Consider the following 13,551-nt stretch of genomic DNA (forward strand, 5'->3'; position numbering starts at 1 on the left):
CAGCAATGTGTTCAGCTGACAGATACGAATCGGTCGAGGACTTCTCCTGGATTCATTCCAACCTTACTCCATTCCGGTTTTCAGGGTGTATCACCCTAGGAAAACCCAATATGTTTTCCACTGTCTGGTGGCGATAGCGGAGGGGACCCACCCGTTCCCATCCCGAACACGGAAGTTAAGCCCTCCTGCGCCGATGGTACTTGGGGCTCGCGCCCCTGGGAGAGTAGGACGTTGCCGGGCAACACAAAGAAGCACTCCTTTTGTGAGTGTTTCTTTTTTTATTCATCTGCTGTCCCTGGGTTGCCCCTCGGATCTTCGTGAATATAATACAGTAGAGTCTTCATGATGGCCATGATCGGTACATAACCTAAAAAAATCCATTGGATGATGGTTTTGGTCATGGTGTCCTCCATTATGCCAATATAGTATTACCCTTCCCTGATGAAACGTTTCTACACGTTTTAGGAAATTACTCGCCACCTTTTTTCAGGTTAAGCATGGTATACTGATAAGGACAGTTCGTCATGGATGACTCTTACGCAAATCGATAAGGTTTTTTCTACTTCGTCAGGGTATATTTTATTAATGGATTGGGAACCATGGACGAAAAAAAGAAAAGGTGGGTCGATCTTGCAGAACACAACCGATCAGATCCGCTGCATTGTTTGTGAAAAAGAGTGTCAGGAAGGAATTACGGTCTTGGCCGAGTTCATTTGTCGCGACTGTGAAGCGGAAATTGTCAACACGGATGTCAGAGACAAGAAGTATGCCTACTTTGTGTTACAAATGAAAAATATTTGGACCCGGGATATATCCGATCAATTGTCATAACCAGCGGGGACTGTTTACAGTCCCTGCTTCTTTATGGGAGGAAAGAGTAAGATGGAGAAACAGGAGCGCGCTCCTATTTTTACTGCATTGGTTGAGCATCAGAGGAAGAGCAAGGGCAACTTTCATGTACCAGGTCATAAACAAGGACAAGCCTTTGATGTGGAGGGTAGAACGTGGTTTGATAATATTTTACCGATCGATCTAACGGAGATTGGCCAGTTGGATGATTTACATCAGGCAGAGGGTGTGATTAAAGAAGCCCAGGAACTTGCGGCAGAGGCCTTCGGAGCACAAAAGACATATTTTCTAACAGGTGGAACGACAGCGGGTAATTTAGCGTTGGTGATGGCGCTTTGTAACCCCGGAGAGAGGCTTATAGTACAAAGAGATTGTCATCAGTCTATTTTTAATGGATGTGCTCTTGCAGGAGCTCAGCCTATCTATCTCTCCGGGAGGATTTCAGACGATTCCGAAGAAATCATGCCCCTATTGGGAGAAGATTTGGAACGAGCGTTGGATGAGTTCACGGATGTTAAGGGTGTATTCATTACAAGTCCTGATTACTTTGGCCGTATACAGCCAATCAAGGAATTAGCTGAAATATGTCATCATTATGATATTCCATTGGTGGTGGATGAGGCGCATGGAGCTCATTTTTCCTTTCATCCAGACCTTCCTGCTTCTGCGATGGTGGAGGGAGCAGATGCTACAGTACAATCTACCCATAAGATGCTACCTGCATTGACGATGGCATCTATGCTCCACTTACAAGGAACACGGGTTAATCAAGAGAGGTTAGAGGCTGGCTTGCGAACTATTCAATCCAGTAGCCCCTCCTATCCTATGCTGGCGTCCCTAGACTTGGCACGCCGTTGGATGGTTCAGGAGGGAACTTCGGCATTGGTTGAATTATTGCCAGCGTTAGAGACTTTGCGAACTCAAATAGCTGAGCTGGAATTTTTGCAAGAAATTCGCGGAGATGATCCACTCAAGCTAACACTACAAGCGAGAAATGGTGTTTCTGGTTTAGTTATGTTGGATTGGCTTAAGGAACAAGATGTTTTTTTTGAACTGGCAGATCACCGCCGGTTATTGGCTTCTTTCTCTGTTGGTACTACTTCTTATGACCTCGTACGGTTAGCTGGTTGGCTAAGAAAGTTGGATCAAGCAGTGAGCAAAATGGAATCGAGTACGGTAATCCATCAAATAAGTATTCCTATCCTTAGTGAAAGCCAGGTACCTTTAGGAGATCGAGGAATGGGTTTAGGCATTGAGATTCCATTGACAGAGGCAGTAGGACGTGTGGCAGCGACAATGGTGGTTCCTTATCCACCAGGCATTCCGCTGGTTTTACCAGGGGAGAAGTTTTCGAAGGATAACATTCATGTAATTAGTGCCATGCTAAGGGAGGGAGGTCGTGTACGTGGACTGAGTTCTAGTTTCCCCCTTCGAGTGGTCGTGTTACAATAAATCCACGATATTGTTGAGGGGTGGAGGCGTGACGTGAAGGGTAGGTTGATTACACTAGAAGGACCCGAGGGAGCAGGAAAATCGACTCAGCTCCTCCGATTACATCGGTATATGGAATCCCGCGGCATCCCTTGTATCTGTACAAGAGAGCCAGGTGGAACTCGAGTAGGCGATCAAATCCGCGAGGTTTTGTTAGCTCCCGAACTGAATGAGATGACGCTAAAGGCAGAGGTTCTCCTTTATGCGGCTTCACGAGCGCAACTGGTTGAAGAGGTGATTCGTCCAGCTTTAGCCTTGGGCAAGGTCGTACTCTGCGACCGTTTTGTTGATTCAAGTATTGTTTATCAAGCGTTCGGACCGATAAGTGGCAATAGAAAAGAAGTGGAAGAAGTGAACCGGGTGGCACTCGGTGGATTACAAGCGAATCGCACGTATTTATTAGATTTATCCGTCGAGGAAGGAATGCGTCGATTAGCAGCGCGTGGTTTTGTGGATCGGATGGAAGCAAAAGGACAAGCTTTTCATGAACGGGTGCGTCAGGGATTTTTGAAATTGGCGCAGGAAAATCCAGATCGCATCCGAATGGTGGATGCTTCACAAGATGAGGACTTCGTTTTTAGTGAGCTACGTCGAGAAATAGATGAGTTATTGGATAAACAATAGCTTGGACGTAGAGGCCAATAGATCGAGGGTTATCATGTAGTACATGAGGCTGGAAGGGGTTGAGGAAGATGAAGATGGTTATTGCTATCGTACAGGATAAGGATAGTAACCGCCTTTCTCAGGCGCTTGTAGAGTCAAATATTCGTGCTACAAAGCTAGCGAGTACAGGTGGATTTTTGAAATCAGGGAATACCACCTTCATGATCGGGATTGAAGAGGATCGCATTGAAGGCGTGTTGGCTTTGATTAAAGAGAATTGTCAATCTCGGGAACAAGTAATGGCTCCGCTGTCCTCCATAGGAGGCAATGTGGAGTCCTATGTTCCATATCCAGTCGAAGTGCAGGTCGGCGGCGCAACGGTGTTTATCTTGCCAATCGATCAATTTATCCAGTTTTAATGGAGTCGATTTCAAATGAGGGATAGGAAATGGCTTTAACTGATATCGTTGGTCAGGAACGAGTCATTCATTTTTTGCAACAAGGGTTGGTTTCAGGACGAATCTCCCATGCCTACGGCTTTGCTGGACCTGTTGGTGTAGGGAAAGGGCAGGCAGCGTTAGAATTTGCGAAGGCACTGAACTGCCGTGAAGTTGTAGGAGATGCTTGTGATCAATGCAGTTCTTGTCAGCGAATTCAACATGGGAATCACCCTGAAGTGCGCAGGATTGTACCTGATGGACAAAGCATAAAAATTGAACAGGTGCGCAAGTTACAAAGGGATTTTTCCTATAGTCCTGGTGAGGATGTTACTCGCGTCGTGGTCATTGAGCAGGTGGAGTCGATGACCACTCAGGCGGCCAACAGTCTCCTTAAATTTCTAGAGGAGCCGACTTCCCGCTTGGTAGCCATCTTGTTAACAGAAAATATTCATGCGTTATTACCAACAATTATTTCCAGGTGTCAATGGGTTCACTTCCCGCCCTTGGCACCCGATAAAATCGCCGTTCGCTTGGTGAGTGAGGGCTTAGATGTGGATCTGTCACGCATCGCTTCGCGTTTGGCGGGTGGAATTCCTGAAGCGGAGTTGATCGTGAAGGAGGAAGGATTTGCCCTGCTTTGCGAGCGAGTGATAAAATGGGGAGGGGAGATCGTATCCGGAAAATCAGGCGCCATATTATCCGTGCAAACATGGATGATCCAAGAGGATTCAAACCGAGGGAAAATAGAACGAATGATTGATCTATTACTCCTTTGGTTACGAGATCTTCTTGATGAAAAGTTAGCAAGGGAACCTGTCATTTTTCTGCGATACGGCGAAACCCGTCGGCGTCAATCTGCCGGATGGAGTGTTAGTGGTCTTATTGATGCCATGGACGCTGTGATGGAGGCGAGGCGCCAATTGGCCGGACACATTCAGCCTCAAGCGGTGCTAGAGAGGTTGGTGTTGGCCATGCAAGGGGGATCCACACATGTTAACAGTCGTAGGAGTCCGTTTCAGGCAAGCGGGTAAGATATATTATTTCGATCCGGGCGAATTGGATATCTGTCGCGACGATCCTGTGATTGTCGAAACTGTACGGGGGGTTGAGTACGGTACAGTGGTTGCAGGAATTCGATATGTGACGGAGGATGAGGTGGTACTTCCCCTCAAAAGTGTTATTCGAAGAGCTTCCTCGGATGATACAGAATTGATGGAGAAAAACCGACAGGCTGCTCACGATGCTTTAGCTGTCTGTTTAGAAAAAATCCAGCATCACAGCTTGGACATGAAGCTGGTCGATGCGGAATACACCTTTGATCGCAATAAGATTATTTTTTACTTTACAGCGGATGGCCGAGTTGATTTTAGGGATCTAGTGAGAGACCTTGCCGCGGTATTTCGCACCCGCATTGAGTTGCGACAAATTGGAGTGCGGGATGAGGCAAAAATGTTGGGCGGCATAGGCCCTTGTGGTCGTATTCTTTGTTGCTCGTCCTTCCTTGGAGATTTTGAACCGGTTTCGATCAAGATGGCGAAGGATCAAAGCCTCTCTCTGAACCCTGCCAAGATTTCCGGATTATGTGGTCGTCTAATGTGTTGTTTGAAGTATGAGAACGATAATTATGTAGAAGCGAAGAAGGAAATGCCTGATATCGGGGCTCGGGTGATTACACCTGAAGGTGATGGACGCGTTACGGTTCTAAATTTGTTGGAGCGTCGTATCCAGGTGCAACTGACCGAATCAGGTCTTACCGTGGAGCACCCCGCGGAAGTCGTTAAAGCCCAAGCGTGAACCATCGTTGGATACTGAGCCACAATTTACGGACATGTACAGATCAGACAACGGGTGATTCGAGGTGGGGGGCGTGGACAAGCAGGCGATCTTAGCCCAAATGACTCAAATCGAAGATCAGATCGGGAATCTTTATAAAGAGTTGGGCGGATTAAAAGAGCAGATCGTACAGATGCTTGAGGAAAATACACGATTGGAGCTGGAGAATCAGGCAAAGGGTGAACGTCTGGAGGCTCTTCAATCGAGTGAACAAAACGGGACTGCTCGCGATGATCTAACGCTAGCAGAGGCCTCTGGGGAAGGGCACGATAACTTGGCGAGGCTGTATAATGAAGGCTTTCATATTTGCAACGTTCATTATGGAAGCATGAGAAGTAGTGAAGACTGCTTATTTTGCCTCTCCTTTTTAAGTAAAACCTCTCAGGAGGAAAAGTGAATAGATGGTTTGCTAGTGATGGAAGTGAAAACTCGGCTGTGATTAAAGGGTATGAGGAAAATAGACAGCAGATGAGTGCCGGGATGACCGGCACTTTTTTTATATGGTGTAAGAGAGTAGAGTATGAATAAAGGATCCTTGCCATAAAGAGGTGAAGGAGAGTTATGCAGAAGGAGAACCATTATATCGTTTATATCCTGGAATGTGCGGATGGATCTTACTATACAGGAATTACAACGGATATAAAGCGCCGTTTACTCCAACACCGAGAAGGTACTGGAGCGAAGTATACAAGAGGAAGAGCTCCCCTTCACCTGCGTTTTATCGAAGGAAAAATGAATCATTCAAAGGCTTTGCAGCGGGAGCGAGAGATCAAAGGAATGACACGCCAACAAAAAATTCAGCTGATCGCAGAAAGGGGCAACCTCTATGAAGAGGCAAAAAAGTTTTGAAGAGGATGGCGGGGCCTTATACATCGTTGGTACGCCTATAGGTAATCTCGGGGATGCTAGTGAACGCGTACGGGATACATTAGCGGAAGTGGATTGTGTGGCTTGTGAAGATACACGCCATACCAAGAAGCTCTTTTCCCATTGGGGATTATCAAAAGCAACGGTCAGTTACCATGAACATAACCGCTATAGTCGTGGTCCGGAATTGGTAGAGCGGATGAAAAAGGGGGAGCGAATCGCTCTGGTTAGTGATGCGGGAATGCCCGGTTTATCGGATCCAGGGGAGGACTTAGTCAAAGAAGCCGTGGAAAGGGGGGTTCCTGTGATCCCGATCCCCGGGCCCAACGCGGCACTAACCGCAGTAGTGGCTTCGGGAATTCAGCCCCAGCCCTACCTTTTTATCGGCTTTCTCCCCCGCCACTCGAAGGAGCGGCGGAAAGAGCTTACCAAGTGGAAGGAGACACTAGCCACCCTTTTGTTTTATGAGGCACCCCACCGTATTAAAGCGACATTGGCTGATTTAATAGAGGTATTGGGAGATCGAGAAGTCGCCATTGCCCGAGAGCTGACAAAGAAGCATGAAGAGTGGTTGCGAGGAACACTGACAGAGTGCGCCCATTGGTTTGAGGAAGAGATCCCTCGGGGAGAGATGACAGTCGTTGTCGCAGGCGTGACTAGTGAATCAGATCTAGCGGATAACGAGACAGAACCTGAAGAATGGTGGAGAGCTCTAACCACAATAGAACACGTTGATTGGCACATCCGCCGAGGGATGAGCAAAAAAGAAGCCATCCAGGAAACTGCTAATATCCGCTCCCTACCCAAACGAGAAGTGTACAACGAATACCATCGAGAACAGGAATAACTGTTTTGTGTGGACTTATTTTAGAAGTGATATGCACTTTCCACACATGCGACATCTGTGTATAATCATGCCTCCATATAACAAAAACCGATAGGTTAGAAAGGGATCAGCGCAAGGGATAGAGAATGAATGGAAAGGCCCGCCTTCATTCTCTGATACGAAATAAGAGGGGAGCAACTGAACACAACCCAACCTACATAAAATGTAAGGGAGCCCCTTCACTAACTCTCACCAATTGAACAAAAGTCCTAGCATAAGAAAGACACAAGCTACGCCGAAAAAGGGGCACTATTCTGATTATTGGAGGTGCATGGATATGAGCAGGGTTCTTGGGAATTTGCAGCAAGTAGGTAAGGCAATGATGTTGCCGATAGCGGTAATGCCTGCGGCTGCCATCCTCTTGTCATTAGGGTACAATATGACCAATCCGGAGTTTGTGGAAAAGGGCACCTGGATTTATGAAGTGGGTAATGTAATCATGGCTGCAGGGAATGCCATTTTTACTTATCTGCCCTTGTTGTTTGCTATTGGAGTTGCCGTGGGGATGACGGGAGGAGCAGGAGCGGCTGGTTTAGCTGCTGTGGCAGGTTATGTCATCTTAAATTCATTGGTGGGGTTGGACGCGAAACCACCCACAGATAGTGCGTGGCAAGTGAAACTGAATCAGACCGATGTCTTAGGTGGTATTATCACAGGTCTTATTACAGCCTATTTATATCGAAGATATAAGGATATTCATTTACCGGATTGGTTACAGTTTTTTGGTGGAAAACGGTTTGTGCCGATCATTACATCCTTTGTCATGATGATCGTTGGTATACTTTTTATGGTGATCTGGCCACCGATCCGAGATGGAATTGCGGATCTCGGAAACGCGCTAGTAGCTTCAGGGGGATTCGGGTTATTCGGCTATGGATTTCTTAATCGCTTGTTACTTCCCTTTGGTTTGCATCACATTTTAAATACATTGGTTTGGTTTAACGTAGGCGAGTTTACAAATGCGGCAGGGGAAGTTGTTAAGGGGGATCTCCAGCGATTCTTTGCAGGGGATCCACGAGCAGGTAGTTTCATGGCTGGTTTTTATCCGATTATGATGTTTGCTCTTCCTGGAGCTTGTTTGGCAATGGTGCACGAGGCGAAATCTTCCCAACGGAAAGCGACAGCGGGTATACTGATGGCGGCGGCGCTCACTGCCTTTGTCACAGGGATCACGGAACCGATTGAATATGCCTTTATGTTTCTCGCTCCTGTGCTCTATGGAATCCATGCCATTCTAACTGGTCTTTCCTTGGTGATCATGGATGTATTGGGGGTCAAACACGGTTTTGGCTTCTCCGCTGGATTAATCGATTATCTCCTCAATTTTACGAGGGCGACAAAGGCATGGCTGATTATCCCCGTAGGATTGGTGTATACTGCTCTTTACTATGGGATTTTCCGCGTTGTCATACGCAAATTAAACTTGCCTACTCCGGGTCGTATCGAAGATGGGGATGAATCGGAGGTAGGGGAAAAAGTGGCGAGGGTGGATCGTGATCTAGATTCCCTGGCGGTAGATGTGTTGGCTGCGATTGGCGGTCAAGAAAATGTGGAGGAACTGGATGCATGTATTACCCGTTTGCGGATGACACTGAGGGATGATGAGAAGATCGATCAGGATCAGTTAAAAAAGCTAGGGTCCGTAGGCGTGATCCGCGTCGGGAAAGGATATTACCAGGCGGTATTTGGTACTCAATCTGAGCGCTTACGTGATCGTATTATCCGTTTAATGGGAAGAGATGAGAATTAGAATGGCTGATCAACGATTAATAGACGCTACTCCCGCTGAAATGACCAATATGAAAGGACGTGAGTTACTCCTTTCTATCCAGGCATCAGAGGGACGAACGGTTGTAGCAGAGACAGTGGCTCCTTTTCTGCCCTTAGTGGATGGGTGTAGCAATTGCGAGATTGCAACAGCCTTTGGAGCTGACCTTCTCTTACTAAATAAATATGATGTGCAAAATCCATGTGTCGGTGGTTTTCCCTCTCGTTCGGGTGCCTTATCAGACAATAAAGGACTGCTGGCTGATTATGAACAGATGCTGGGGATAGGGGTTACAGCAGGAGAAGTAACTCGATTTGTAGGCCGGCCTGTAGGAGTCAATTTGGAGCCAGTGGAGAAGGAGGTCTCTACAAGTGAAGTAGCCCTCGGGAGACGGGCAACCCCTATGAATGGTGAAAAGGCGATGGAGCAGGGAGCTCGCTTTCTCGTACTTACTGGGAACCCACGTACAGGGATAACTACGGAGGCGATAACCACTCAAATAAAAGCCCTTCGCGGAGCACTTGGACCCGAAATCATTTTGATGGCAGGGAAAATGCATGGTACTGGAGTTAATCCATCCAACCGAGATTGGCTAACGGAAAAAGAGTTAGAGGGCTTTATTGAACATGGAGCCGATGTCATATTGTTACCATTACCGGGTAGCGTACCGGGTATCTCTGTTGCGATGGTGAATAAGTGGGTACGAATGTGTCACGAGAGGGGAGCTCTTACAATGCTTACTCTGGGTACTTCCCAGGAAAGCTCTTCTCAAGGGGTGATTGAACGGTTAGCCATTGATGGAAAGATGGCTGGAGGAGACCTATTTCATATCGGTGACGCTGGATTTAGTGGAATTGCTCTCCCAGAAAATATCCACGCATATTCCATTTCGTTAAAAGGGAGACGGCATACGTATCGGCGCATGGCCCAGTCTCATTATAGATAAAACGCTAAATTATTTGGCTGTAAATTAAAAAGAGAAGAGTCTCCTGTTGGGAGGTTCCCTTCTCTTTTTATTTAAAAGTTTTAGAGGATGTAAGTTGTGAAAAAAATCCTATGTGTGGATAAACAAGAAAGTTATTCTTGTATTAGTTGGAAGTTACGCCGTCAGCGTCTAGCATATGATGCATCTCTTCAATGCATTTACGGCTAACCACTTTGTTTTTATAGCGAACGGTGTTGTCTACTTCACCTGTGAAAATGCATGCTGGCTCGTACTTTTTAAGCACGATCCGCTCTCCATCGACATAAATCTCCAAGGCGTCTTTCTCCCCAATTCCCAAAGTGCGTCGAAGTTCGATCGGAATAACCACTCGGCCAAGTTCATCAACTTTACGGACAATACCTGTGGATTTCAACATAATAACGTCTCCTCTCACTCTTTTAATCTTTTTTTAGTCTTGGTCTTGACGCCGTCAAATTTCGACATAATCAGCATCAACCTCATCATACCAGCGATTCCTATAACAGTCAATAAGACATAGAGGTAATTTTATAGAAAATTTTTTAAGCAAAAAAATAAGATTTCCAAATATATGCAGGTATCTAAAAGCCTAATTTCACGGGGGATTACGGGGCTTTAGTTTTCCTGTAAACTGGATAATGAGATCTTGTCGGAGGAGAAGAGGTGGAAAAAAGGATGTTGTCAGTCTCTCAAAAATTAAAAGATAAAATGAAAGAAGCCAATCAGGAGTTGAGGCGGATTTATCCCACAGAGGTATTTGATCGACAACAGCTACGTGAGCAATTGAAGGGGATCGGTGTTTTTTCTGCAATAGAAAAATGGACAGGCCATCCCTTGAAGCAATGGCTCAGAGGAGAGACGTTAGTAGGGGTAGATGGGTCCGTCAATTCGACACCAGGAACACATCCGCATACCTTATCGCTATTTCAAGCCTTGGCAAAGGGAACACGAGGAGAGGAGCACTGGGCGGCAGATCTTTATACCCCGTTACTAGAGAAGGAGGATGAGAGCGAGGAGGGTAGCCTGGCAAGGGAAGCAAAGCGGCGAGGCTCTCTCCTTGCTTCCTTGGAGATTCAGGTTGCTTTGGAAGCGATTGAACGTTGGAAACCACGGGTAGTGATGATGGATGGTTCTCTCCTTCATTTTTTGATCGATGATGCGCCAGGATGGGGGAGGTTGAAAGATGCGGCGTTGACAGAGGGCGTTTTATTAGTTGGGGTGGCAGAGGAGATCGGAACGAAGAGTTTAGCCCGTCGATTATTTAGTAATTCCTCAACGTATTCTGATCGAGAGCTCCTTTTTGGAGCATTACATAGGGGAGAATGTTATCGTTCAGAGGAGATGGATCTTCCAGGGACGGGGTTATGGAAGGCGGTACTTTGCTCTACGAAGCATCCTCAGCCAGTAGGGATCGATGGCCTCTTGGCTCAGTCAGAGGAGCGGGAAAATCTGATATCGCTCGTCCATACGTTGACACCGAGTGAGGGACGGGGGGTACCTCTATGGTTAGATATTGTGGACCGAGAAGTACGTGTGACGGATGCCTTAGTACGAGGGTTGGTGGATCAGTATATTGATCCTGATCTACACCACCGTCTATTGATTCCAAAACGGAGTGATCGTCATTTGTAATGTGATAAAAATTGAGGGGAGGAAGAAGCGATGCAAGTTGTTGGTGTTACCACGCAGCAAGAGGTATATGTTGCTTCCAAGGAGCGGAAATTTCGCATCAATGAAATTCTTGTGTTGGAGGATCGAGAGTTAGATCACCCTCGGGGCGAAGTAGTGGAAACCCTATCCTACAATCGACTGATTCCGATGGGGATGGACAAGTCTGTCGTGGACACCCAAGTCATCCAATCCTTAGAGCAGATTGGCTATGATATTGGCTCCGATGAGGTGAATGTTGCTAAATTACGTTTGTTTGCCGAGGCACCTTATCCTGTGCGAACAGGTGTCCCAGTGCGGGCGCCACGTTTTGAGGAGGTGCGTCGGTTATTGGTAAAGGCTGATCCTGATGAGGGGATGGTGCTCGGGGAAATTCGCGGAACAGAAGCCCTCGGGGATACAGTGGGTCCCGATTTACAAAATCGCGTTCGTTTGATCGAGAATGGGGAGTGGCGGGATCAACGGGGGGTTCCATTCTTGTTTGATATCCGAACGATGCAACAGTACCCTCACATCGGCGTTTTTGGTGGATCAGGTTCAGGGAAATCCTTTGGTTTACGTGTGATATTAGAAGAAATGATGAAGCTTCAAGTGCCTACGCTTGTTTTTGATCCTCATTTTGAGATGAATTTTGGCGAAAGGGTGCCAGAATGGGGAGAGGATGCACCAAACTATACGGATCGTTGGTTGGCCGTGCAGGTTGGGCGTGAGGTAGGTATTCATTTTCCGGAGCTTTCTTCTAAAGAATTGATCAATCTACTGGGTGCATCAGGGAGCGGTTTATCGGATCCGATGAGCAATGTGATTCAATCCCTTCATAGACGCCGGGATAGTTATTATTCCTTTAGTGATCGCTTGGCTAATGTATCCCAGGCGATTGAGGAGGGGGAGAAAGGTCTTAAAAAGCGGTTTCATGATGAGGATCTTTCACCTACAGAGGTGGAACGGGTTAAGCATTTACTAGAGCTACTCTCTCAATACGGAAGTCTCCCTCTCTCTTCAGTTAAGGGAGTGCAATGGCGTTTAAATCGATTAGAGAAGGCCGGTTTATTCACCCAGGATATTAAGATGGTGGAGCAGGGGTTGGAGCAAGGGCGTTTGGTTGTGATCCAAGGGGATACCTGGTTGCTCCAAGTCTTCTCTACCTATGTGGTAAATTCGATTTATTGGAAGCGTAGAGAATATCGGGATGCCCGGATGAATGGGAAGGAAGGGACTTTTTTTCCGCCCTTTGTGATCGTTACGGATGAAGCCCATAACTTTGCTCCAAAGGGTGTGGATGCGCCACCAAAGAAGGCGCTGAAGGAGATTGCCCAGGAGGGACGTAAGTATGGAGCTTTTCTTATATTGGCGACGCAACGGCCGACTCTCCTTGATGAGACCATAACCGCGCAGTTGAATACCAAGTTTGTTTTTCGTACCGTACGGGGAACAGATATTGCTACGTTGAGAGAGGAGACAGACCTTACCCAGGAAGAGGGGAAGCGCCTTCCTTATTTACGCTCGGGAGATACCTTTGTCTCCTCGGCAGTGTATGGACGTACCGTGTTTGTGAGGGTGCGGGCTTCCTATACTCATAGCCCCCACGTCTCCAACCCCTTTGATGAGCTCCGCGCCGTTCGAGTGGAGCAGGATGATCAAATATTAAAGGTGGTACGGGAACAACTTCCTATTTTTGATACCGAATTACTTGATGTACTTACCCAGGTGAATCGGGAGTGTGGATGTAACTGGGAGGTGAATCGTTTTAAACAGGAGTTGGAACGATGGTCTGCCAATGGAGAAATTGTAAAAAAGGAATCCCCCTTTGTGACTCGTTATGATCAACCAGCAAAGGATGGGGATATTTAGGAAAAGTGGAGGGTTGTGTTGATATTATTCAACCATATTGACTATAATGGGAGTTAAGTTGATTGGTTTGTATAATGGGAAGATTTGTTGACGGGGAGGAGTAGCCTCGCGTCCCTATTGATTAGAGAGCCGGGTCGGGTGAAAGCCGGTATAGGGATTACAGGTGAAGATGGCCCCTGAGAACTCTCTTTGAAGCCTTGGTTAAGGTGGTAGGGGAGGGCGTGTCCCGGGCGTTAACAGGGCAGTGTGTTCACTGGTAAAGGACGTTTTCCGCGAGGAGGCGTCGAACTTGGGTGGTACCGCGAAGGCAGTCTTCGCCCCATAAATGGGG

General features: G+C 47.0%; 16 protein-coding genes, 1 rRNA gene and 1 other annotated feature. Of the genes, 15 read left to right on the top strand and 2 right to left on the bottom strand.

Annotated features, from left to right (window positions below):
• Nucleotides 1–123: 123 nt before the first annotated feature.
• Nucleotides 124–240, top strand: a 5S ribosomal RNA gene (rrf, locus tag BLV90_RS07890).
• A 38-nt stretch (nucleotides 241–278) separates the two neighbouring features.
• On the opposite strand, the gene BLV90_RS16675 is transcribed toward rrf, so the two are convergent.
• Nucleotides 279–401 (bottom strand): hypothetical protein, encoded by a 123-nt coding sequence (locus BLV90_RS16675; protein ID WP_281242007.1) that lies wholly within the window; start codon nucleotides 399–401, stop codon nucleotides 279–281.
• A 229-nt stretch (nucleotides 402–630) separates the two neighbouring features.
• On the opposite strand from BLV90_RS16675, the gene BLV90_RS07895 reads away from it, so the two are divergent.
• From BLV90_RS07895 to BLV90_RS07945, 12 genes are all read left to right on the top strand, one after another.
• Entirely contained in the window at nucleotides 631–831 is a 201-nt protein-coding gene (locus BLV90_RS07895; RefSeq protein WP_245726293.1) for a sigma factor G inhibitor Gin, read from the top strand.
• A gap of 51 nt (nucleotides 832–882) precedes the next feature.
• Nucleotides 883–2,301, top strand: a complete 1,419-nt coding sequence (locus BLV90_RS07900) for an aminotransferase class I/II-fold pyridoxal phosphate-dependent enzyme (protein ID WP_177167953.1) — start codon at nucleotides 883–885, stop codon at nucleotides 2,299–2,301.
• Nucleotides 2,302–2,334: 33 nt separating this feature from the next.
• The gene (tmk, locus tag BLV90_RS07905; protein WP_091738933.1) at nucleotides 2,335–2,964 is read left to right on the top strand and encodes a dTMP kinase; all 630 of its coding nucleotides are present in this window, start codon (nucleotides 2,335–2,337) and stop codon (nucleotides 2,962–2,964) included.
• 68 nt (nucleotides 2,965–3,032) lie between these two features.
• The gene (locus tag BLV90_RS07910) at nucleotides 3,033–3,362 is read left to right on the top strand and encodes a cyclic-di-AMP receptor (RefSeq protein ID WP_091738936.1); all 330 of its coding nucleotides are present in this window, start codon (nucleotides 3,033–3,035) and stop codon (nucleotides 3,360–3,362) included.
• A gap of 29 nt (nucleotides 3,363–3,391) precedes the next feature.
• Nucleotides 3,392–4,414 carry a DNA polymerase III subunit delta' gene (gene holB / locus BLV90_RS07915; RefSeq protein WP_091738939.1) on the top strand — a complete coding sequence of 341 codons (1,023 nt, stop codon included), beginning with the start codon at nucleotides 3,392–3,394 and terminating at the stop codon, nucleotides 4,412–4,414.
• A complete protein-coding gene (locus BLV90_RS07920) occupies nucleotides 4,374–5,177 on the top strand; it encodes a PSP1 domain-containing protein (RefSeq protein WP_091738942.1) in 804 nt (267 codons plus the stop codon). Before holB ends, BLV90_RS07920 begins: the two co-directional genes overlap by 41 nt.
• A 73-nt stretch (nucleotides 5,178–5,250) precedes the next feature.
• Nucleotides 5,251–5,613, top strand: a complete 363-nt coding sequence (yabA, locus tag BLV90_RS07925) for a DNA replication initiation control protein YabA (RefSeq protein WP_094030669.1) — start codon at nucleotides 5,251–5,253, stop codon at nucleotides 5,611–5,613.
• Entirely contained in the window at nucleotides 5,610–5,744 is a 135-nt protein-coding gene (locus BLV90_RS16680) for a hypothetical protein (protein WP_281242008.1), read from the top strand. The genes yabA and BLV90_RS16680 overlap by 4 nt, the downstream gene beginning before the upstream one ends.
• A 33-nt stretch (nucleotides 5,745–5,777) precedes the next feature.
• Nucleotides 5,778–6,065: a GIY-YIG nuclease family protein gene (locus BLV90_RS07930; protein ID WP_091738944.1), complete on the top strand. Its 288-nt coding sequence runs from the start codon at nucleotides 5,778–5,780 to the stop codon at nucleotides 6,063–6,065.
• Nucleotides 6,043–6,930, top strand: a complete 888-nt coding sequence (rsmI, locus tag BLV90_RS07935; RefSeq protein WP_091738947.1) for a 16S rRNA (cytidine(1402)-2'-O)-methyltransferase — start codon at nucleotides 6,043–6,045, stop codon at nucleotides 6,928–6,930. The genes BLV90_RS07930 and rsmI overlap by 23 nt, the downstream gene beginning before the upstream one ends.
• A 316-nt stretch (nucleotides 6,931–7,246) precedes the next feature.
• Nucleotides 7,247–8,719 carry a PTS transporter subunit EIIC gene (locus BLV90_RS07940; protein ID WP_091738950.1) on the top strand — a complete coding sequence of 491 codons (1,473 nt, stop codon included), beginning with the start codon at nucleotides 7,247–7,249 and terminating at the stop codon, nucleotides 8,717–8,719.
• A gap of 1 nt (nucleotide 8,720) precedes the next feature.
• On the top strand, nucleotides 8,721–9,683 hold the full coding sequence (locus tag BLV90_RS07945) for a DUF7916 family protein (RefSeq protein ID WP_218142288.1): 963 nt from the start codon (nucleotides 8,721–8,723) through the stop codon (nucleotides 9,681–9,683).
• A 142-nt stretch (nucleotides 9,684–9,825) separates the two neighbouring features.
• On the opposite strand, the gene BLV90_RS07950 is transcribed toward BLV90_RS07945, so the two are convergent.
• Nucleotides 9,826–10,098 carry an AbrB/MazE/SpoVT family DNA-binding domain-containing protein gene (locus tag BLV90_RS07950; RefSeq protein WP_091738953.1) on the bottom strand — a complete coding sequence of 91 codons (273 nt, stop codon included), beginning with the start codon at nucleotides 10,096–10,098 and terminating at the stop codon, nucleotides 9,826–9,828.
• Nucleotides 10,099–10,376: 278 nt separating this feature from the next.
• On the opposite strand from BLV90_RS07950, the gene BLV90_RS07955 reads away from it, so the two are divergent.
• Nucleotides 10,377–11,333 carry a DNA double-strand break repair nuclease NurA gene (locus tag BLV90_RS07955; protein ID WP_091738956.1) on the top strand — a complete coding sequence of 319 codons (957 nt, stop codon included), beginning with the start codon at nucleotides 10,377–10,379 and terminating at the stop codon, nucleotides 11,331–11,333.
• A 30-nt stretch (nucleotides 11,334–11,363) separates the two neighbouring features.
• The gene (locus tag BLV90_RS07960) at nucleotides 11,364–13,220 is read left to right on the top strand and encodes an ATP-binding protein (protein ID WP_091738959.1); all 1,857 of its coding nucleotides are present in this window, start codon (nucleotides 11,364–11,366) and stop codon (nucleotides 13,218–13,220) included.
• A gap of 78 nt (nucleotides 13,221–13,298) precedes the next feature.
• Nucleotides 13,299–13,545 (top strand) — a binding site (T-box leader).
• Nucleotides 13,546–13,551 lie beyond the last annotated feature (6 nt).

The organism is Marininema mesophilum (assembly GCF_900106775.1).
Lineage (GTDB): Bacteria > Bacillota > Bacilli > Thermoactinomycetales > DSM-45169 > Marininema > Marininema mesophilum.

Excerpts from the sequence above, each read along its gene's own strand:
- holB (WP_091738939.1), top strand. The coding sequence starts at position 3,392 with ATGGCTTTAACTGATATCGTTGGTCAGGAACGAGTCATTCATTTTTTG.
- BLV90_RS07930 (WP_091738944.1), top strand. The coding sequence starts at position 5,778 with ATGCAGAAGGAGAACCATTATATCGTTTATATCCTGGAATGTGCGGAT.
- BLV90_RS07960 (WP_091738959.1), top strand. The coding sequence starts at position 11,364 with ATGCAAGTTGTTGGTGTTACCACGCAGCAAGAGGTATATGTTGCTTCC.
- BLV90_RS07955 (WP_091738956.1), top strand. The coding sequence starts at position 10,377 with ATGTTGTCAGTCTCTCAAAAATTAAAAGATAAAATGAAAGAAGCCAAT.
- BLV90_RS07940 (WP_091738950.1), top strand. The coding sequence starts at position 7,247 with ATGAGCAGGGTTCTTGGGAATTTGCAGCAAGTAGGTAAGGCAATGATG.
- BLV90_RS07900 (WP_177167953.1), top strand. The coding sequence starts at position 883 with ATGGAGAAACAGGAGCGCGCTCCTATTTTTACTGCATTGGTTGAGCAT.
- BLV90_RS07910 (WP_091738936.1), top strand. The coding sequence starts at position 3,033 with ATGAAGATGGTTATTGCTATCGTACAGGATAAGGATAGTAACCGCCTT.
- BLV90_RS07945 (WP_218142288.1), top strand. The coding sequence starts at position 8,721 with ATGGCTGATCAACGATTAATAGACGCTACTCCCGCTGAAATGACCAAT.
- BLV90_RS07950 (WP_091738953.1), bottom strand. The coding sequence starts at position 10,098 with ATGTTGAAATCCACAGGTATTGTCCGTAAAGTTGATGAACTTGGCCGA.
- BLV90_RS07920 (WP_091738942.1), top strand. The coding sequence starts at position 4,374 with ATGTTAACAGTCGTAGGAGTCCGTTTCAGGCAAGCGGGTAAGATATAT.
- BLV90_RS16675 (WP_281242007.1), bottom strand. The coding sequence starts at position 401 with ATGACCAAAACCATCATCCAATGGATTTTTTTAGGTTATGTACCGATC.
- rsmI (WP_091738947.1), top strand. The coding sequence starts at position 6,043 with ATGAAGAGGCAAAAAAGTTTTGAAGAGGATGGCGGGGCCTTATACATC.